The sequence below is a fragment of the Thiosulfatimonas sediminis genome (genome assembly GCF_011398355.1).
Lineage (GTDB): Bacteria > Pseudomonadota > Gammaproteobacteria > Thiomicrospirales > Thiomicrospiraceae > Thiomicrorhabdus > Thiomicrorhabdus sediminis_A.
Genome location: NZ_AP021889.1, coordinates 1,169,229 through 1,190,033 on the forward strand (window position 1 = coordinate 1,169,229; position 20,805 = coordinate 1,190,033).

The following is a 20,805-nucleotide window of genomic DNA, read 5'->3' on the forward strand; positions in this document are numbered from 1 at the left end:
CGCTAAGTTATTTCGAATTTACAACCGCCCTCGGTGGATTGTGATTTAATAACTTCATAAGCCTAAAAGCTGGCTTTATCGTTTTATCGAAGACGATTGACTTTTTTTATCGAAAAGCCTATATTCACCGCTAATTTTTTTAAAATTAATAACAATAAGGATAGAGCAGATGGCTGATAGACGTCTTCAGGTATTTCATACCGTCGCGAAGGTAATGAGTTTTACCAAAGCTGCTGAGACCCTCCATATGACTCAACCTGCGGTTACCTTCCAAGTTAAGCAGTTAGAAGATTTTTTTAACACCCGCCTTTTTGACCGAACCCACAATAAAATCACCTTAACCGATGCTGGTAAAGTTGTGTATGACTATGCCGACCAAATTCTTGAACTCTATGAAAAGATGAATTCTGAAGTTCGTGAATTGACGGGTGAAGTAACCGGAACCTTAGTGATTGGTGCAAGTACGACAATTGCCGAATATATGTTGCCAAGCTTGTTGGGTGCGTTTAAAAAGCAGTATGAAGATGTCAATATTCGTCTGCAAGTGGGTAACACCGATGCGATTGTTTCAATGGTTGAGAACAATATGATTGATCTTGGCTTGGTTGAAGCGCCGGTACAGAACAAAAATTTGGAAGTGGATGTTTGTCGTATCGATGAGATGCAGTTGATTTGCCCATTGGATCATCCGCTAGCAAAACGCGATAAAGTAACGGTAGAAGATTTCCGTAAATATGGGTACATCTCTCGTGAAGAAGGTTCCGGTTCGCGTCAGGTAATTGATGCGTATATTCGTGAACAAGGTTTGAGTTACAGCGATTTGAGCGTGGTCATGGAGTTGGGTAGTCCTGAGTCTGTGAAGATGGCGGTTGAGTCCGATGTAGGGGTTGCCGTTGTATCACGTACAACCATTGTTAAAGAACTGAAGTTGGGAACGCTTAAGGCGATTCCGCTGGATCCTCCGATTTTGCGTCCGTTCTCACATGTTCGTCAGAAGCATAAATTCCGTCATCGTGCCGTGGGTGAACTGCTTGAGTTTGCTATCAATTACTGCCGCGCGCGTGCTCAAGAGTTAGGTTTCCGTATCCCGACCGAGGAAGAACAGAAGACAATGGGGCGTTAATCGCTAAATTGTTTGCATAAAAAACCGAGCATTTGCTCGGTTTTTTTGTTTTTGGAGTCTGGAAACTGGTGGTCGCTTGCTGGAAATAAGGTTAAAGATTGTCGGAAGCAAATTCCGCCAAGCGAGAACGTTCTCCTTGTTGTAAGGTGATGTGAGCACTGTGATTCCAGCTTTTAAAGCGGTCAACAATGTACGTTAGGCCGGTAGTGGTTTCGGTTAGGTAAGGCGAGTCAATTTGACCGATGTTCCCTAAGCACACGACTTTGGTGCCTTCGCCAGCACGTGTTACAAGCGTTTTCATCTGTTTTGGCGTTAGGTTTTGGGCCTCATCTAAGATAATGAATTTTTTCAAAAAAGTCCGGCCGCGCATAAAGTTCATGGATTTGATTTTTATGCGTTTGTTAAGCAGTTGTTGAGTGGTCTCTTTTTCCCAGTCGGTGTGACCATCGGCTTTGGTAAGGACTTCTAAGTTGTCCATCAGTGCGCCCATCCAAGGAGTCATTTTTTCTTCTTCCGTTCCTGGTAAAAAACCGATGTCTTCACCGACCGGAATGGTTGTACGAGTCATGATAATTTCGTTATATATATTTTGGTCGAGCGTTTGTTCCAGCGCGGCAGCCAAGGTTAGCAGGGTTTTACCGGTCCCAGCGACCCCAAGCAGGGAAACGAAATCAATATCAGGATCCATTAAATAATTCATGGCAATGTTTTGTTCGGCATTACGCGCGTTGATACCCCAGACGGTAGAATTAGGATTGGTAAAATCATGCATATATTCCAAAATAGCCTTGCCATCTTGTACCTCGCGAACAATGGCTGAAAAGCCGGAATCATTAGCGCTAATCAGGGCTTGATTGGGGTACCATTTGCAATCGTGCTCGACATCGAGCTCATAAAAAGTTCTGCCGTTATCAAGCCATGATTTCATGCTGCTGCCGTGCGTTTCAAAGAAGTTGTCCGGCAAAATTTCCCAACCACTATAGAGTAAGTCAGCATCTTCCAATACACGGTCGTTGTAGTAGTCCTCTGAATGCAATCCCACTGCCGAGGATTTGATTCGCATATTAATGTCTTTGGTGACTAAGGTGACATTGCGTTGCGGATACTGTTCTTTTAAGGCAAGGCCTGTTTGCAGAATATGGTTGTCGGCTTTGTGGCTTGGCAAATGGGTTGGGAGTTGTGCAATGAGTGGTTCAGTCTCGAAGTAAAGTTTACCGAGATGTTGAAAATCGGTGCCTCCTTTAGGATGGATGCGTTCTAAACTGAGCCCTATTTTAATGTCTTCAAAAGTGGCATCGCTGATGATTTGGTCAATAAGCCGGTTGGTTTCACGCACGTTGCGTGACACTTCGGACATCCCTTTTTTACCGGCATCGAGCTCTTCCAACACGGTCATGGGTAGGAAAATATCGTGTTCTTCAAAATGGAATAGTGCCATAGGATCGTGCATTAGCACGTTGGTATCCAGAATAAACAAGCGACGTGGTTCATTAGTCATAGTGGTATCCTTTTTTGAACGGCAAATCTGCGGTTTCTTGTGTAAAAATCGCACACGTTAAGCAACCTAAATTAAATAACCTAAATATTAGGTTTACGCACACAAATTTTTGAGTGTCTGTAGCACCTCTTGTGCGTGTCCATTTATTTTTACCGGGCTCCATACTCGGATAATCGTCCCTTGCGGGTCTACAAGAAAAGTACTGCGAACTAACCCCATATACTCTTTGCCAAAATTCTTTTTGAGTTGATAGACGCCAAGTGCTTGGCAGAGTTCGGCCTGTGGATCAGAGATTAAATCAAATGCAAAATTCTGTTTGTTTTTAAAATTTTCGTGGCGACGAAGTGAGTCGAGTGATAAGCCAAAAATTTGAGCATTCAACTGTTTAAACTCATCCGCTAACGCAGAAAAGTCTAAGCCTTCTGTTGTACAGCCTGGTGTGGAGTCTTTTGGGTAAACGTAAATTACGCTGTAGCGGCCAACAAAATCCGCGTTACATAGGGTTTGGTTGCTGGTCGCGTGTAATGTGAAATCTGGGAGTGTTGCGCCCTCTGCTAACATCGTTATGGGTCCTTTAGAGCAGTGTCATAAAGTGGGAACGTAATCGATACACGGGCTAAATCGCGTATCAGGGTTTATTCAGTATGCCGATTTTAAAAGCCTCAGGCAATAGCGATGGATCAATTATAGGGCTTGAATTATCGCTATTTTTTGATTGCCTTTTTTGGGTTGCTTGTCCGTTTTGCCCGAAGGGCGTACATGGCAAATCAGATAGGCTGAGTTGGCAGGGAAATTTTGTTGAAGTGTAAAGGGTGAACGGTTAATATTACGTCTTTCGAAATTGCGTTACTGGATTGGAGACTTTGACTGTGTATACAGGCAGTATGGTGGCACTGGTCACCCCGATGTTAGAAGATGAATCCGTGGATTTTGTCGCTCTGCAGGAACTGATTGAGTTCCACATTAAATCTGAGACCGATGCCATTGTTGCGGTTGGCACAACCGGCGAGTCGGCTACTTTAGGTTTTAAAGAACACTGCGAAGTCGTGAAGTTTGTGGTTGAAAAAGCTGCAGGTCGTATTCCGGTTATTGCTGGTACCGGTGCCAACTCAACGCGAGAAGCGATTGAACTGACGCAATGTGCAAAGCAAGCAGGGGCAGATGCTTGTCTATTAGTGACGCCTTATTACAATAAGCCGACTCAAGAAGGTCTGTATCAGCACTTTAAAAAAATTGCTGAAACCGTAGATATTCCGCAGATTCTTTATAATGTTCCGGGTCGTACTGCCGTTGATATGAGCAGTGAAACGGTCATTCGTTTGGCGCAAATTGACAATATTATCGGTATTAAAGAAGCGACCGGTGATGTGTCTCGTGTGGCGGTCATCAAAGCTGGTGTGAGTGAAGATTTTGCATTATACAGCGGTGATGATGCCACAGCGGTTGATTTTATATTAGCTGGTGGACACGGCGGTATTTCCGTGACGGCGAATGTTGCCCCGAAAATTCTGCGTGATGCGTATGCTGCCGCTTTGGCCGGTGAAGCCGATAAAGCCCATCAGATTGATGCGCCCTTAACCGATTTGCACCGAGATTTGTTCGTTGAGGCGAACCCGATTCCGGTTAAATGGGCCTTATTCGCAATGGGGATGATTGGGCTGAGTATTCGTTTACCTTTAACCGTGCTCAGCGAGCAGGCTCAGCCGAAAGTCCGTGCCGCTCTACAAAAAGCAGGTCTTCTTACTTAATTTTGCCCATGGTTTCTGGGCGCGGTTATTCTTCTCATTCAGCACAATATTAAGGTTAACAAGTTTATGCGCTTTGCCAAAAAAACACTGCTTGCGACAACGCTGGCAATGACATTCGGAACGCTAGGTCTGACTGGGTGTTCAACGCTAAACAATATGTTTGGTTCTGACGACTCTTACCGTGACACCGAAGCCAAGACGGTTAAAAATCTCGAGATGCCGCCGAATCTGTTTAACCCAGGAAAAGCAGATAGCCAATTATCTCCAGCGTTGCAGCAAGCGAATCAAGCGATTGCAAAACAGCAAGCAGCGCAAACAATTCCGACCTTTCGTGCGCAAGGATTATCGATTAACGGTAATCTCTCCGAGCGTTGGTTAGAATTTGCGACAGCTAATTCGGATGAGGTGTGGCGTGGGGTTGAGCGATACTTTACCAGCGCAGGTTTTAAAATTGCGGAAGCGCGTAAAGACATTGGTATTATCAAAACGGACTATATTGCGCGTGAAGAATTAGCGCCAATAGCCAAAGAAAATGGCCCTTTAACGCGTTTATTCAATAGCTGGCGTCCAGAAATTGCCAAAGGTGCTTACGACAAATTTATCGCCCGTGTTGAAACCGATTCGGTACGTGGTGTGACCAAGGTGTTTATTAATCACAGCGAAATGGTTGCTCCTGGCGATCGTAACGAAAGTTTGAATTCCGCTAATTGGACAATGCGTCCTTATAGTCCAGTTATTGAGGCGCAAGCGTTATATCAAGCGATGGTATTTTTCGGTTCCAGTAGTGAACAGGCTTTGGCGCAATTGCAAGCCACTGAAAATAAAGTCGAAACTTTGGATGGTGAAGAATTTAGTGGTCTGAAATTTACCGCAGGCATTGACGAGTCTTGGTCTTATCTGCAAGCGATGGCATACCGTTCGGGCTGGAATGTCTTTAAGTCGAGCAAAGGTAATGGCAGCATGCAGCTCGATGTTCCAGCGGATATTCGTACTGAAGAAGGTTTATTGTCTGGATTGGCATTTTGGCGCGATAGCGATAAAAAGGCTCTGCCAAGTCGTGTAGCAATGACATTGAGTACATCTGATGATGGCAGTACCATTTTGCGTGCCAGCGCCCTTGAAGGTGATGTGCCGCTAACACCGGCGCAGCGAAAATATTTATTTGAAAGTCTCGGATTATTGGCGAAATAATCTGAAACCTACTTACCCTCCTTAGTCGAGGGTTTTGTTTTTTTGAAAGGACAAAAAACTATGCAAATTATTTGGGGAAATCCCGCGCATTCTGCGTACCGTTTAAATCAGCTGTTATCTAAGTTGCAAACCGTCGCCGCGATTGATGCGGTACATTCGCAATTTGTCTATTTTGTTGAGTCGAAGATTGCGCTGACCGCCGATGAGACGGCACGTTTAAACGTTTTGCTGAATAAAGATGCCGCTGATAAAGTCGGTGAATTGTCGGCGGATAGCTGTATTGTTACGCCACGTATTGGCACGATTTCCCCATGGTCATCTAAAGCGACCGACATTACCCACACTTGCGGGATGAGTTCGGTCACGCGCATTGAGCGCGGGATTGTCTATCATTTCTTTGGTGTGGAAGCCCAAGATAAACCGGTTTTAGAAGCCCAAGTGCATGACCGCATGATGGAGGCGGTTCATCATGATTTTGCGGCGCTTGATAATCTATTCTCGCATCAGTCGCCAAAACCGATGAAGACGGTGGATATCCTCTCTGGCGGACGTGATGCGCTAATTGTCGCCAATAAAGAGATGGGCTTGGCATTAAGTCTGGATGAGATTGATTATCTGGTAGAGGCTTTTAACACTTTGCAGCGTAATCCTGTTGACGCTGAATTAATGATGTTTGCGCAAGCAAACTCTGAGCACTGTCGCCATAAAATCTTTAATGCCGACTGGACGATTGATGGCGTAGATAAGCCAAAATCGTTGTTTGGTATGATTCGTAACACCTATCAATGTAATTCTGAAGGGGTCTTGTCGGCTTACAGTGATAATGCTGCGGTCATTGAAGGGCCTATGGCAACACGTTTCTTCCCGAATCCGGCAAGTCGTCAATATGCGTTTTCTGAAGAGCCTGTGCATTTCCAAATTAAAGTTGAAACGCATAACCATCCGACTGCGATTTCACCTTGGCCGGGCGCTGCGACGGGTTCGGGTGGTGAAATTCGTGATGAAGGTGCAACAGGGCGCGGCTCTAAACCTAAATCCGGTTTGACTGGTTTTACGGTGTCTAACTTGCACATTCCTGATTTTGTTCAGCCTTGGGAAAAAGCCTACGGAAAACCTGGGCGTATCGTCACGCCATTGGACATTATGCTAGAAGGTCCTCTAGGGGCGGCTGCATTTAACAATGAGTTTGGTCGTCCGGCAATTAACGGCTATTTCCGTACTTATGAAAACGCATTGATGACCCATGATGGTGAAGAAGTGCGTGGTTATCACAAGCCGATTATGTTGGCTGGCGGTCTGGGTAGCATCCGTGAAATGCACATCAAAAAAGGCGATATTCCGGTCGGTGCTAAGTTGGTTATCTTGGGTGGCCCAGCCATGCTGATTGGTTTAGGTGGTGGTGCTGCTTCATCGGTCGAAACCGGTTCCGGTTCTGAGATGTTGGACTTTGCCTCTGTGCAGCGTGAAAACCCAGAAATGGAGCGTCGTGCGCAAGAAGTCATCGACCGTTGTACCTATTTGGGCGATGATTCGCCTATCGCTTCGATTCATGATGTTGGTGCGGGCGGTATCTCTAACGCTTTCCCTGAATTGGTTAACGATGCTGGTAAGGGTGGGGTGATTGATTTACGTTCGGTTCCGAATGATGAGCCGGGAATGTCTCCGATGGAGATCTGGTCAAATGAATCACAAGAGCGTTATGTGATTGCGGTTTATGCGGACAAAATTGATCAATTTGTCGAAATTTGTAAACGTGAACGTGCGATTTATGCGATTGTTGGTGAAGCGACCAAAGAGCAGCAGTTGGTGGTTAAGGATACCGTATTTGATAATAATCCGGTCGATATGCCACTGAATGTGTTGTTGGGTAAGCCGCCGAAGATGCATCGTACTGCCGAAACGCGCCAATTGCCGCAGGCTGGTTTTGAAACGGCGAATTTGGACTTAAACGATGTTGCTGAGCGTCTGATGAAACTGCCGACGATCGCATCGAAGAATTTCTTAATTACCATCGGTGATCGCAGTATTACCGGTATGGTGACGCGTGATCAAATGGTTGGCCCTTGGCAGGTTCCAGTTGCCAATGCAGGGATTACCGCATCTGGTTATACGGGTTATACCGGTGAAGCCATGGCATCTGGAGAGCGTCCACCGGTTGCATTGATTCATCCGAAAGCTTCTGCGCGTTTGGCGATAGCGGAAGCAATTACCAATATTGCCTGTGCCAAAATTGCCAAGATGTCGGACATTAAAATTTCTGCCAACTGGATGGCCGCAGCAGGACATCCAGGGGAAGATTCGGCACTGTATGACGCTGTTGAAACGGTGGGTATGGAGTTGTGTCCGGCATTGGGTATTGCTGTTCCAGTTGGTAAAGATTCGATGTCGATGAAAACTGTATGGGAAGAGAACGGTGAAGCCAAAGCGGTTATTTCGCCGATGTCACTTAATATTACGACTTTTGCGCCGGTCACCGATGTGCGTAAAACGGCCACGCCGCAACTGCGTACCGATTTGGGCGACACTGAGCTTTTAGTAATCGATTTAGGGCGCGGTCAAAACCGTATTGGTGCGAGTTGTTTGGCGCAGGTGTATGGTCAGGTTGGAGAAAATTCAGCGGATTTGGATTCAGCCGATGATTTGTTGAATCTTTTCAACGCCACTCAGTCATTGCTGGCTGATGACAAGATTGTCGCTTATCACGATCGCGCCGATGGTGGTTTATTTGTCACTTTAGCGGAAATGGCGTTTGCTGGCCATACGGGTATCAAAGTGGATATTTCTGCATTGGGCAATGAACCGGTCGCTGCTTTATGTGCTGAAGAAGTCGGCGTTGTTTTGCAAATCAAAGCAGCTGATAAGGCGGCAGTAGAGGCCGTTTTGGCGGCGCATCATTTAACGGATATGGCGCACTTTATCGGGACCTTATCCAGCGATGGCGTGATTACGATTATCAACAACGGATCAGAGATTTTTGCGATGCCACGTAAGCAGTTGCAAAAATGGTGGTCAGAGACCTCTTTCCGAATGCAAGCCATTCGTGATAACGAATATTGTGCGCAACAGGAATTTGCGGCAATTGATAATGATGCCAATACCGAAATTAATCCAGTGGTTACCTTTGATGTAAATGAGGACATTACTGCTGAGTTTACGGATCAACCGCGTCCAAAAGTCGCCATTTTGCGCGAACAAGGGGTAAACGGTCAGCAAGAGATGGCGGCGGCCTTTACTAAAGCCGGTTTTGATGCGATTGATGTGCATATGAGCGATATCTTGTCTGGTGATGTGAATTTTGCCGACTTCCGAGGTCTGGTCGCTTGTGGCGGTTTCTCATACGGTGACGTATTGGGTGCCGGTCGCGGTTGGGCGAACTCAATCCTATTTAATGACACAGCACGTGCAACTTTCGAGAACTTCTTTAAACGTGAAGATACCTTCTCGCTCGGTGTTTGTAATGGTTGTCAGATGCTGTCAAACCTAAAAGAGATTATTCCGGGTGCACAAAGCTGGCCAGCATTTGTTCGTAATACGTCTGAGCAATTTGAAGCGCGTTTCTCGCAAGTGCAAATTGAAAAGTCGCCATCTATTTTATTGCAAGGAATGGAAGGCACGCGTATTCCGGTAGCTGTGGCGCACGGTGAAGGGCGTATGGATTTTGTTGACGGCGATGCGTCACAAGTGGCTGGTCTTGTCGGACTGCGTTATGTTGATGCACAAGGCAATCCAACCGAGGCTTATCCGTTTAATCCAAATGGCTCTGCGCAAGGGATGACGGGATTGACCACGCCTGATGGGCGAGTCACAATCATGATGCCTCATCCTGAGCGTGTGTTCCGTACGGTGCAAAACTCATGGCATCCGGATGATTGGGCCGAAGATGCCCCTTGGATGCGTTTGTTCCGTAATGCCCGTAAGTGGGTTGGCTAAAGCTCCTCTGCGGAATGGATAAGAATGACAAAGGCGGTGAGGTTTTACTGCCTTTGTTCTATTCGTTGAAGGCCTCGTTTTGGGCGCTCTAAAACGCCCTCTATAAAAAGATTCATTAACTCTATTAGAAAATTCTAATAGGAAATCATTTTCATTTATTTGACATTAAAAGTTTTAACCCTTAAATTTGACTGAATTTTTTGGCAGGCAAATTCCTGCCGCTTGCAAACGCTGTATTATCCAGTCGTTCTGCCCTATAAAAACATCGCTTAAGCGAAACAACTTTAATAACAACGGAGAGACCTGATGTCTTTAAATCGCCGAGAATTTTTACACGTAATGTCGTTGGCTGCTGCGGCAGGTATGTTACCTGGTACTGCTTCTGCAATGTCTGGTGGTGCTGATAAAGCTGCGGCTGCAAAAGCCTCAGCAGATATCTACAACCGTCCAATGAAAGGTAAGGTTCGTTTGTTGCACATTACCGATACGCACGCTCAGTTGAAGCCTATTTACTTCCGTGAGCCAAACGTAAACTTGGGTACAGGTCCTGCCTTCGGTCAATTGCCACACGTTGTTGGTCAAAAATTACTCAAAGAAATCGGTGTTGATGCGGCTAAAAATCCTGAGTTAGCGCACGCCTTCACTTACCTAAATTTCCAAGATGCATCTGAAACTTACGGTAAAGTGGGTGGTTTCGCGCATCTTAAAACGGTTTTAGATATGCTACGTGATCAAGCGGGTGGCTCGGCGAATACCATTACTATGGATGGTGGTGACTTGTGGCACGGTTCGGGTACGGCATTATGGACACGTGGTCAAGACATGGTTGAAGCGTCAAACCTAATTGGTGTTGACATCATGACAGGTCACTGGGAGTTTACTTACAAAGCGAACGAAGTACTTAAAAACTTGAACAAGTTTAAGGGTGAATTTGTTGCTCAAAACATTCGTGTTAAAGAAGACTCTTTGTTTGGTGATGCATACCGTGAAATGGTAGATGCCAATAACGGTACTGGTTTGTTTAACGAAGAGGAAGCTCGTCCGTTCAAACCATACGTTGTAAAAGTGATCAACGGTGAGCGTATCGCGGTTGTTGGTCAAGCTTTCCCTCGTACGGCAAACGCTAACCCACAAGCGAACTTCCCTGATTGGTCGTTTGGTCTGCGCGAACAAGAACTGCAAGAAACCGTCGAAAAAATTCGTGCTGAAGAAAAAGTCGCAGCAGTTGTGATGATTTCTCACAATGGTATGGATGTGGACATCAAAATGGCTTCTCGCGTCAACGGTATCGACGCTGTATTCGGTGGTCACACGCATGACGGTATTCCTAAAACAATTAATGTTAAAACACCTAACGGTGGCGTATGTTACGTAACTAACGCTGGTTCGAATGGTAAATATGTTGGTTGTATGGATCTTGATATCCAAAAAGGTAAGCTGCAAGGTGTAAGCTACTCATTACTTCCAGTCTTCTCTAACGTCGTTAAGGCAGATGCCGGTGTACAGAAGTTCATCGACGATCTTTATATGACTAAGTATGATGACAAAATCATTGAATCTCGTCGTGCAGACGCCTATGTCAACAAAGACCGCTTAGGTAAAACGTACGGTGAAATTCTAGGTGAAGAACTTGCGATTGCAGAAGACACCCTATATCGTCGTGGTAACTTCATGGGGACTTGGGATCAAATCATCGTAAACTCACTGCGTGAAGAACATGATACGCAAATTGCTATGTCGGCCGGCGTTCGCTGGGGTACTTCGGTTCTTGCTGGTGAAACCATCACAATGGAACGCGTCATGGACGAAACTTCGATGACTTACGGCGAAACCTACAAGTCTGAAGTAACGGGTGCGCAAATGAAAGATATCCTAGAAGGTATCTGTGAAAACCTATTCCAAAAAGACCCATACCTACAATCTGGTGGGGATATGGTTCGTCTTGGTGGTATGGACTATACTTGTGAGCCGAATGGTTCATTCGGTAACCGTATCTCTGATATGCGTTTGGATGACGGTACTCCGCTTGAAGCGAACAAAACCTACTCTGTTGCGGGTTGGGCACAAGTTGAAGCCATTGGCGAAGGCCGCTTAATGTGGGACGTTACTGCTGACTACCTACGTCGCCATAAAGGTGATATGAAGCTTAAGAAAGTTAACCATCCTAAGTTAAAAGGCGTTAAAGATAACCCAGGTATCGAAGCCTACGACGGTGAAATGGCTTAATCTTAGATTAAGTTGTAATGCTTAAAAAACCCGGTTTAGTTTTCTAAACCGGGTTTTTTTATGTCTGCGGTAAAACTATGCTAAAGTTTGCAAAATTTTATAAAGAGTAGAGTTGTCATGATTAAAGATTATCAAGATTTACAGCAGTTAGTTTCCAGTGCGGGTGTGATTTTTTCTGAACAGAATCCGACTTATCAATTTGAATTTAGTCAGGCGGAAAACGGGGCTTGTACTCTATTGGAAAAGAAAAGTGGCAAGAAGTTTGTATTTATGTTGGCTAAGTTGGGCGCAGAGTTAAAGCTTGGGTTTGCTTTTTATGATGCTAATGAGCCGCAGCCTGATTGGATTGATGATGTTTTGGCCAGTGGTTCGACGACGAAGACCTTGTGTCAGTTGTTGGAAAGTGAATTTGTTTAAACGACTTGTATGACCATGCAGAACACCCAGTTTTTTACGCGCAATTTATTGGGGCGTGATTTTGTTGTTGGCGATATTCATGCACAGCACACGGCATTTATGCTGGCGTTACGCGAAGTGCGTTTTGATTTTGCGAAGGATCGGGTGTTTTCAGTCGGTGATTTGATTGATCGTGGTCCGCAAAATAAGTTGGCGACGCAATTACTGGCACAGCGTTGGTTTTTTGCCGTGCGCGGTAACCATGAACAGCTGGTATTGGATCAGTTTGCGCCAGAGCGAGTTATTTTGCGTGATAGAGCGCATTTAACTCCGCGTGAATCGCATATCAAAAGTGATGGGCACTGGTTTTTCGAGTTAACGCCGACTGAACAGCGTTGGTATTACCGACAATTTAAAGCGCTGCCGTATTTTATTGAAATCGACAGTGATGCAGGGCGCGTAGGATTATGTCACGCTGGTGTTCCAGCCGAGTTTACAGACTGGCAAACGATGAAGGCTAAGTCGGTGTCGCGTGAAATTCGCGAGGCGGTGCTTCGTAACCGCAGCGCCAATTCACAAAATAATGCGATTAGCGGCATTGGCGTGACTGTTCACGGTCATACCGGTTTTAAAGACATCAAGCAGGTTAATAACAGCTTTTGGATTGATACTTTCAAAAAATCTGGAAAAATAACTCTGCTTGAACTAAATGATTTGTTTGCCAGAGCAAGGCGTTTATAAAAGCTGGAAATGTTCGCCTATCGCCATAACCACTTCAAACAGAATTAATATAATAATAATCCATTCCAAAAAAGCGCTGTGTTTGTGATGGTGTAAATCCATCATCATGGCGATGTCTTCTTTGAGCGTATCCAGTTTGTAGCTGATGATATCAAAGCGTGATTTGAGCTCCAGAGATTCGGAGAGTTTGTTGTACAGTTGCTCGAGTTCTTGGTTGTCCCACAGTACATCGGGTTTGTCGAGTAGCATTAAATCGAGCACCATATCGTGACGTAACAAGCTAATCTGTTTGGCGTAATCGGAAAACTGTTTGCGATGTATCCAGCTAAAGCGTCCGGAAAGCTCTAACATTCTTCGCCCGATGCCGTAATAACGCTCGACTTCGATTTCAAAGTGTTCTAAGCCAACACTCTGTGCGAGTACTAGAGCGACGACCATCAAATTGGATGGGGTGAACGATTTCAAGCGGATGGTTTCATTATCCACGCTAAAGGATTGCTGCAGGGTATCATCGACAATCAAGCGATAATCTTGATGAAGCATCTGCGCTTCAAAATCTGTGGCGTGCTCAATGCCCAGTTTTTCCAGCGCATCAATAATTTGTAAGCGATTCCAGTTGACAAAGGTGAGCGCGTCGAACTGACAGAAAAATAGCCAACGAAACTCGTTTATTTGCGCAAAGTGAGTCGCTTCGATGCCTTTATGCATAGTGAGTTGTAACTGCTCGGCAATTTCTTGGGCTGAGTAGTCGGGTGGCAGATAAATGGAAACAATATTGGCGTTATGCATGGCAACCCCTAGGGCACGAAAAACATAAGTAAGCTGGTCTAGTTTAACTCACGTTGGCGCTGTTTTTCTTGACGGAACATCACAATACCGGCAATTAACACCGCGACACTGACCAGAAGCACAATAATGGTTGCCAAGGCGTTGATTTCCGGGCTGACGCCAAGACGCACGCTGGAGTAAACAACCATCGGCAAAGTGGTTGCACCGGGGCCGGAAACAAAGCTGGCGACAACCAAATCATCCAATGAAAGCGTGAATGCCAATAGCCATCCCGCTAAGAGTGCCGGAGCAATCAGAGGGAGGGTGATCGTAAAAAATACCTTAATCGGTTTGGCACCTAAGTCCATTGCGGCTTCTTCGAGACTGAAGTCGAAATGTGCCAGACGTGAGGTGACCACAACAGTGACATAAGCGGTGGCAAAGGTCATGTGCGCCAAAATAATCGTGGTCTGTCCGCGACCTTCGGGCCAACCGAAGACCTCTTCCATGCTGACGAACAAGAGCAGCAGTGAAAGACCGATAATGACTTCCGGCATGACCAGAGGGGCCGCCAGCATTAAACGTAAGCTGGTGCGGCCCTTAAAGCGTTTAAACTTGATGAGTGCCATCGAGGCCATAACACCGAGGACAACGGCTAAACTAGCGCTTATAAAGGCGATTTTGATGCTGAGCCAAGCGGCCGCTAGAATCTGTTCGTTTTGCAATAATTCGCCATACCACTTCGTACTCCAACCACCCCAGACTGTAACCAAACGGCTCTCATTAAACGAGTAAATAATTAAACTTAAAATTGGGCCGTACAGAAAGGCATAGCCAAACAGCAGTACGGTTAATAGGGGAAGAGAGCGACGCATTATGACTTTTCCTCCATCGCTTGCTGGCGTTGTTCAAAGTGTTGCCAGAGAACAAACGGAATAATCAGCACCAGCAACAGCACCGCAGCCAAAGCGGAAGCCACAGGCCAATCTTTATTATTAAAGAACTCGGTCCACATTAACTTACCAATCATTAGAGTGTTTGGGCCCCCTAATAAATCCGGGATCACAAACTCGCCCATGACCGGAATAAACACCAGCATCGAACCGGCAATCACTCCCGGCATCGACAAAGGCAGGGTTACGGTGAGGAACTGTTTCCAAGGTGGGCAGCCCAAGTCGGCAGCGGCCTCCAATAGCGTGTTGTCCATACGGATGAGGGTCGCGTAGAGCGGTAAAATCATAAACGGCAAATAGGTGTAAACCAAGCCGATATAGACCGCTGCTTGCGTATAAAGAATTTCCAAAGGTTGGTCGATGATGCCCATGCCCATTAAAGCCTGATTCAGCAAGCCGTTGTTTTTCAGGATCCCTATCCATGCGTAAACACGAATCAAAAACGACGTCCAAAACGGCAAAATAATCAGCATTAACAGCGGTAAGCGCCATGCTGCCGGTGCTTTGGCAATCGCATAGGCCATCGGGTAGCCGAGCATTAAGGTCAGAAGCGTCGCAATCGCGGCAATCTCGATGGAATTAAGCAGGGCTTTCCAATACAGCGGGTCCTCAAAAATCAGCATGTAGTTGCTAAAGTTGAGGACCAAAGTGACCAAGCCGTCTTCCACTTCGCGAATAAATGGCAGATAGGGCGGTTGCAGCAGTGCAGCTTCGGAAAGGCTGATTTTCAAAATGAACAGAAACGGCAGTAAAAAGAAAATCGCCATCCACAACCAAGGGATGCCGATTAAGCTTTTTTTGCCGAACGAGCTTTTCCAAAGGTGCCAATTTTGCCGAGCTTTGGAGGTCGGCGTTGCGGTCTCTTTAAAAATCATGCTTACTCCAATAACAGAGTGCAAGCGTCCGCTTGCCACGTTAAGCAGACTTTATCTTCCCAGCTTAAAGGCTGTTCCGCTAAGGCTTGAATGTTTGATTGTGTGAATTGCACCCGTTTGCCGCTGGCCAGCTCAACGTGATAAATCGAGACATCGCCTAAGTAGGCAATCTCTTTAATCACGCCTTGAATCTGATTGGCCGCCCCGGCTTGGCAAGATTGAACCACCCGAATTTTCTCAGGACGCACCGCCACGGTGACGTTCATATCGGCAATCAACGGCTGGCCGTGAAAGACCTGTAAAGGTTGCTCGAAAGCATCGGTTTTAAGGGTGACCAAGTCTTCATCCTGACTGACAACTTCGGCATCTAACAGATTGATTGTGCCGATAAAATCGGCCGAGTAGGTACAGTTTGGATATTCGTAAAGACGACGCGGCGCATCCACTTGCACCACGCGTCCTTCACGCAACAGCGCAATACGCGAACTCATGGTCATGGCTTCTTCTTGATCGTGGGTTACCACAATAAAGGTGATGCCGAGTCGTTCTTGCAAGTTCACCAATTCAAACTGCGTCTGTTCGCGCAGTTTTTTGTCTAATGCGCCTAAAGGCTCATCCAACAACAGAATCTTTGGGTGCTTTGCCAAAGCGCGAGCCAGAGCAACGCGCTGCCGCTGGCCGCCGGAGAGTTGGTGCGGTTTGCGTTTGGCGAGTTTTTCGATTTGCACCAATTGCAACATCTCTTGTACACGCGCATCACGTTCCGCTTTCGGCATTTTGTCCTGTTTCAGACCAAACGCGATGTTGTCCGCTACACTCATGTGCGGAAACAGCGCGTAGGACTGGAACATCATATTGATCGGCCGTTTGTAGGGAGGAAGATCGGTGATGTCTTGGCCGTCAATCAAAATTCGGCCGCTGCTTGGCGTTTCAAACCCGGCTAACATCCGTAATAGAGTGGTTTTACCACAGCCGGAAGCTCCCAGTAGGGAGAAAAACTCCCCCGGATAGATACTTAGGCTAACGTCATCAACGGCATACAAGGAACCAAATTGCTTAGTGACATTTTGGATTTCAACAATGGGTTGCTGTTCTAAAGACATCGAAAGTTATTGCCCTGTTTTGACGCGTGTCCAAGTACGGTTCATCGAGCGTGCTTGTTTGTCGCTTGGGGTTTTGATGACCATAAAGTTAGCGCGGGTTTCGGCTGGAGGGTAGATGCCTTGGTCATTACGTACCGCTTCATCAATCAATGCTGTTGCTTCTTTATTCGCGTTTGCATAGGCAACATAGTTGGTGATTGGGGCAATCACTTTCGGGTCTAGGATGTAGTTGATAAAAGTATGTGCTGCTTTAGGATTTGGTGCGTCTGCTGGAATAACCATGACATCGGTCCAAACCACCGCGCCTTCTTTGGGTGCGAAATAGACGATTTCTTGGCCGTTTTTCGCTTCATCGGCGCGATCGCGCGCTTGCAGAATGTCGCCAGAATAGCCGTGTGCCACGCACAAGTCGCCATTTGCTAGATCGTTGATATATTGCGAAGAGTGGAAATAACGGATGTTATCGCGAACGGCACGAACGGTGTCGCTAGCGGCTTGTAATGAATCTTTGTTGTAATTATTGCTGTCTTCGCCTTTATAAGCATGAGCCGCTGCAAAGACCTCAGTCACATCGTCCATTAAGGAAATGCCGCACTGTTTCAATTTAGCGGAAATTTTTGGATCAAAAATCAGCGCCCAAGTATCCAGTGGCATTTCATTGCCTAAAATCTGTTTCACTTTGGTCAAGTTAATTCCGATACCGGTGGTTCCCCACATATAAGGCACGGCATAAGCGTTGTTTGGGTCAATGTCGCTCAGCGACTTTAAAATGTCGCCATCCAAATGGCTGTAATTCGATAGCGCAGACTTATCTAGCTTTTGGTAAATACCGGCTTTGATATGGCGGTCGACAAAAGGACGCGCGGTTGGGAAAGCCAAATCGTAGCCGCTTTTGCCAGCCAGCAATTTGGCTTCGAGCACTTCATTAGAGTCATAAACGTCGTAAACCACTTTGATGCCGGTCTGCTTTTCAAAATCGGCAATCGCTTCATCGGTAATATAATCCGACCAGTTATAAATATGCACGCTTTCTTGCGCGTTGACTGTGGCGCTAAAGCTCATTGTCATGGCTGCCAGAATAGAGGCTTTTAAGGTATTTGATAGAGTGACGGAAGTTGACTTTTGTGACATGAGTATTCTCCAAAATCATAGTATCGAGTGCAAAACAAACAAATTTCGGAACAGTATTGGCAGCACCGCACGCGCTGTTGCTAAGGTCAGAAAACAAGGAAAATTTAAATGAAAAACGCCAAAAACGAAAGTGAATTTTGAACTTTGGCAGAAAAAAAGCATTGCGCAGGGTATTAAATCAAAGCGATGCCGCGGATTAGGGTTTTATCACGCCCAATTTTATTTGGTTAAGTGACAAAAAATGGACTTGTAACGCCACCTGAAATTCACGTTATTGTCTATTTAAGTAATCTAAAACGCCATTAGCCACAACTTTGCCACTGGCTAAAACCGCCGTGAGCAGATAACCTCCTGTTGGTGCTTCCCAATCCAGCATTTCGCCGGCGCAAAAAACACCGGGTTTTTGCTTGAGCATTAAATTGGCATCCAGCGCATCAAAAGTAATCCCTCCGGCGCTACTAATCACTTCATCGATTGGACGGGTACTTTGCAATGCTAAGGGAAGTTGTTTTAAGGTGTGCGCTACGGTATCCGCATCTTGTAGTTGTTCAGCCGATAAGACTTCGCGCAGTAAGCCGACTTGTACATTTGATAAACCGAGTTTTTTGAACAGTGATGCGAGACTGGCTTTGCCTTTTTTTGCCCATCCGCGTTTAAAGCGCGTCTTTAGTGCATCGAGCGAATGGTCGGGCATTAAATCGGCATATAAAATAACCGCTTTTTTAGTCTGCTGTATTTGATCTCGCAGACCCGCAGACAGTGCATAGACTAAGCTGCCCTCCAAACCGTATTCGGTTAGCATCGCTTCGCCCAATTTACTGTGCGTTATTCCTTGTAAATCCGTGTAGCTAAAGCGCACGTTTTTGATAGGGAGTCCGGCAAAGCGTTGCTTAAATATGTCGCTCCATAGAAGATTAAAGCCGCAATTAGCCGGCAGTAGGGGCGCGATTTCAATCCCCGCTTCGCGCAGTGGTTTTACCCATGCGCCATCGGAACCTAAGCGCGGCCAACTGGCTCCGCCCATTGCCAAGACAGTGGCACTGGGCGTGGCATTCAAAGTCTGTTCAAGATGTTGCAGTTGCATGGCGCCGTCGACTGTCCAGCCCAGCCAGCGGTGGCGCATTTTGAAGGTCACACCAGCGAGCTTCATTCGCTGCAGCCAAGCGCGTAACAGGGGGGCGGCCTGCATATTTGTTGGATAAACCCGCCCGGAACTGCCGATATAGGTCGCAACGCCCAGTTGTTCAGCCCATAGGCGAACATCATCGGCGTTAAATTGTTGCAGCCAAGGGGTGATGTGTTGTTCGCGTTGCGTATATCGCCCAATAAAATCGTCGTAAGGTTCGCTGTGCGTTAAGTTAAAACCGCCACGCCCAGCCTGTAGCAATTTACGTCCGGCAGACGGCATCGCATCATAAACGGTGACTTGACAGCCGGCTTGCGACAAGAGGTCGGCTGCCATTAAACCGGCCGGTCCGGCACCGATAATGGCAATTGAAAAAGAAGTAACGGACATTGGGCACTTAAACTCTCAATTATGAGGTGTGGATTTTACGCCAATAAAACCCTAGTGCTCAATAAAATTAAAGCCCGAAATCGGGCTTAATTAGACTTGTTCTGCTGGTCCTTTTCGCACAGAGAATTTACTGAATTTTCAAATACGCAAAGCCTTCACTTTGAAGAATCGCAATTTTCGCTACGCCAGACTTAGCGAATTGAATGCCTTTATACACCTTATCCTGCGGCAAGCCGACTTCGTCACGCGTCTTGTCACACAGGTGAACTTGGACGCCACGCACATTCATCAACGCGTCCAGACGGCCTTTGAGTTCATCGCGACGTTCAAGCAGGGCGGCGTCATGCTCATACGGTGTGCCTTTCAAAGCATCATCGGTGGTGAAGCGTAGACCGAAACCGACAAACACCAAATGCACTTCCGGCTCCATCAACTCATTCTCGTAGAAATTCATGATGTTGTTGATAGAGGTCAGCGTCGCCGAATAACGGGTCGGGTCGGCAAAATCCACATGGTACACCACCTTTGCACCGTCATCGGCGGCTTGGGCACTATGAACCAAGCCAAAAAAGGCGATGGAGAAGGCCAGTGCGGTCAGAAATTGTTTAACGAGCTTTTTCATCTTGAGTCTCCTTAGACCATGGATTACGGTTTTATGCGGTTCAATATTTTACGATTGCGTGTTTATTGAATCTTAATCACTTCACGCGTGCCGCTAAGATTTTGAATGGCTTCATTCACACGCTTGAATAGAATCTGGCTATCTTCGTCAGGATGTCTGAGTTCGGTAACACCGGCATGGCTGGTTAAGCAAGTTGTAGTGCCGTCATCCAATTTGAATTTATAACCGGTGATTTTCTCTTGAATCAGCTTGCCGATACGATAAGCATCGACCGCTTTAACCTCTGGCAGGGCAATCATAAATTGATCGCAACTCAAGCGGCCAATCGGCCCCATTTCCTTGGCGACTTTTTCAATGGCGTGCGCCGCGCCCAAAATCGCTTTATCGCCCATTTCATGACCATAGCCATCGGTAATGTTTTTAAAGCAGTCAAGATTGATTTTAATCAGAGACAGCGGTTGGTTGTTCATTTTTGCGCGATTGAGTTCTTCGTTCAATAAATCTAAGAAAAAGTCGCGGTTATATAGATTGGTCAGCGGGTCATTCGATGATAAATGTTCTATCTGCTCTTCCATGTGTTTGCGGCTGGTGATGTTAATCGCAAGCCAGATTGCCGCCGGCTGACCGTAACTGTCGCCTTGCACTGGATAGACGCGCGCTTCATACCATTGTCCGCCGGAAGGGCCTTCTGAAACGCCGTTGACATCGCTGTTAGAGAGCTGGTATTCAATCTCTTGCAGGGTATTTGAGGTAATTGATTTTTGCACCACTTTTAAAAAACGATCCGCCATTTTTTCTGGCAGGACTTGGTGGTATTTTTTGCCGATGAGTGTCGAACCGTCCGCATAGAGCGTCCGCTCTTGACCACCGACGATATCCAGATAAGTGCCATCCTGACCCATGATGAAAATCGGGTCAGGCATGGCGCTAGCAATCGCCTCGAGGTGTGAATAGGTGTGTTTTAAAGCGTCACTCATGTAAATT

Annotated in this window: 17 protein-coding genes; 7 read left to right on the forward strand and 10 right to left on the reverse strand. The window is 46.3% G+C overall.

Going from position 1 to position 20,805, the window contains the following annotated elements:
• Positions 1-169 precede the first annotated feature (169 nt).
• Complete coding sequence (locus tag HRR27_RS05330; RefSeq protein WP_173271590.1) at positions 170-1,123, forward strand: LysR family transcriptional regulator; 954 nt, start codon at positions 170-172, stop codon at positions 1,121-1,123.
• A gap of 91 nt (positions 1,124-1,214) precedes the next feature.
• On the opposite strand, the gene HRR27_RS05335 is transcribed toward HRR27_RS05330, so the two are convergent.
• Together HRR27_RS05335 and HRR27_RS05340 are read right to left on the reverse strand one after the other, a co-directional pair.
• Entirely contained in the window at positions 1,215-2,621 is a 1,407-nt protein-coding gene (locus tag HRR27_RS05335) for a PhoH family protein (protein WP_173271593.1), read from the reverse strand.
• A 93-nt stretch (positions 2,622-2,714) separates the two neighbouring features.
• Entirely contained in the window at positions 2,715-3,182 is a 468-nt protein-coding gene (locus tag HRR27_RS05340) for a peroxiredoxin (RefSeq protein WP_173271595.1), read from the reverse strand.
• Positions 3,183-3,490: 308 nt separating this feature from the next.
• On the opposite strand from HRR27_RS05340, the gene dapA reads away from it, so the two are divergent.
• The 6 genes from dapA (at position 3,491) to HRR27_RS05370 (ending at position 12,853) form a co-directional block, all read left to right on the forward strand.
• Entirely contained in the window at positions 3,491-4,369 is an 879-nt protein-coding gene (gene dapA, locus HRR27_RS05345; protein ID WP_207710560.1) for a 4-hydroxy-tetrahydrodipicolinate synthase, read from the forward strand.
• A gap of 66 nt (positions 4,370-4,435) precedes the next feature.
• Positions 4,436-5,560 (forward strand): outer membrane protein assembly factor BamC, encoded by a 1,125-nt coding sequence (locus HRR27_RS05350; protein WP_173271597.1) that lies wholly within the window; start codon positions 4,436-4,438, stop codon positions 5,558-5,560.
• A gap of 60 nt (positions 5,561-5,620) precedes the next feature.
• The gene (gene purL, locus HRR27_RS05355) at positions 5,621-9,490 is read left to right on the forward strand and encodes a phosphoribosylformylglycinamidine synthase (protein ID WP_173271599.1); all 3,870 of its coding nucleotides are present in this window, start codon (positions 5,621-5,623) and stop codon (positions 9,488-9,490) included.
• A 306-nt stretch (positions 9,491-9,796) separates the two neighbouring features.
• The gene (locus HRR27_RS05360; RefSeq protein ID WP_173271601.1) at positions 9,797-11,716 is read left to right on the forward strand and encodes a 5'-nucleotidase C-terminal domain-containing protein; all 1,920 of its coding nucleotides are present in this window, start codon (positions 9,797-9,799) and stop codon (positions 11,714-11,716) included.
• 117 nt (positions 11,717-11,833) lie between these two features.
• The gene (locus HRR27_RS05365) at positions 11,834-12,133 is read left to right on the forward strand and encodes a hypothetical protein (RefSeq protein ID WP_173271603.1); all 300 of its coding nucleotides are present in this window, start codon (positions 11,834-11,836) and stop codon (positions 12,131-12,133) included.
• Positions 12,134-12,142: 9 nt separating this feature from the next.
• Positions 12,143-12,853 carry a metallophosphoesterase gene (locus HRR27_RS05370; RefSeq protein ID WP_173271605.1) on the forward strand — a complete coding sequence of 237 codons (711 nt, stop codon included), beginning with the start codon at positions 12,143-12,145 and terminating at the stop codon, positions 12,851-12,853.
• On the opposite strand, the gene HRR27_RS05375 is transcribed toward HRR27_RS05370, so the two are convergent.
• From HRR27_RS05375 to HRR27_RS05410, 8 genes are all read right to left on the reverse strand, one after another.
• Entirely contained in the window at positions 12,848-13,642 is a 795-nt protein-coding gene (locus tag HRR27_RS05375; RefSeq protein WP_173271607.1) for an RMD1 family protein, read from the reverse strand. The two genes, HRR27_RS05370 and HRR27_RS05375, sit on opposite strands and share 6 nt — an antisense overlap.
• 38 nt (positions 13,643-13,680) lie before the next feature.
• Positions 13,681-14,496: an ABC transporter permease subunit gene (locus tag HRR27_RS05380; protein WP_173271609.1), complete on the reverse strand. Its 816-nt coding sequence runs from the start codon at positions 14,494-14,496 to the stop codon at positions 13,681-13,683.
• Positions 14,496-15,449 (reverse strand): ABC transporter permease subunit, encoded by a 954-nt coding sequence (locus HRR27_RS05385; protein ID WP_173271611.1) that lies wholly within the window; start codon positions 15,447-15,449, stop codon positions 14,496-14,498. Before HRR27_RS05385 ends, HRR27_RS05380 begins: the two co-directional genes overlap by 1 nt.
• 2 nt (positions 15,450-15,451) lie before the next feature.
• Positions 15,452-16,552 (reverse strand): ABC transporter ATP-binding protein, encoded by a 1,101-nt coding sequence (locus HRR27_RS05390; protein ID WP_173271613.1) that lies wholly within the window; start codon positions 16,550-16,552, stop codon positions 15,452-15,454.
• A 6-nt stretch (positions 16,553-16,558) separates the two neighbouring features.
• Positions 16,559-17,683, reverse strand: coding sequence for a polyamine ABC transporter substrate-binding protein (locus HRR27_RS05395; RefSeq protein ID WP_173271615.1), 1,125 nt, complete (start codon positions 17,681-17,683; stop codon positions 16,559-16,561).
• Positions 17,684-17,954: 271 nt separating this feature from the next.
• Complete coding sequence (locus HRR27_RS05400; protein WP_173271617.1) at positions 17,955-19,199, reverse strand: BaiN/RdsA family NAD(P)/FAD-dependent oxidoreductase; 1,245 nt, start codon at positions 19,197-19,199, stop codon at positions 17,955-17,957.
• Between the two features lie 127 nt (positions 19,200-19,326).
• Positions 19,327-19,821 (reverse strand): DsrE family protein, encoded by a 495-nt coding sequence (locus HRR27_RS05405; RefSeq protein WP_173271619.1) that lies wholly within the window; start codon positions 19,819-19,821, stop codon positions 19,327-19,329.
• 62 nt (positions 19,822-19,883) lie between these two features.
• Positions 19,884-20,798: a sensor domain-containing diguanylate cyclase gene (locus HRR27_RS05410; protein ID WP_173271627.1), complete on the reverse strand. Its 915-nt coding sequence runs from the start codon at positions 20,796-20,798 to the stop codon at positions 19,884-19,886.
• Positions 20,799-20,805 lie beyond the last annotated feature (7 nt).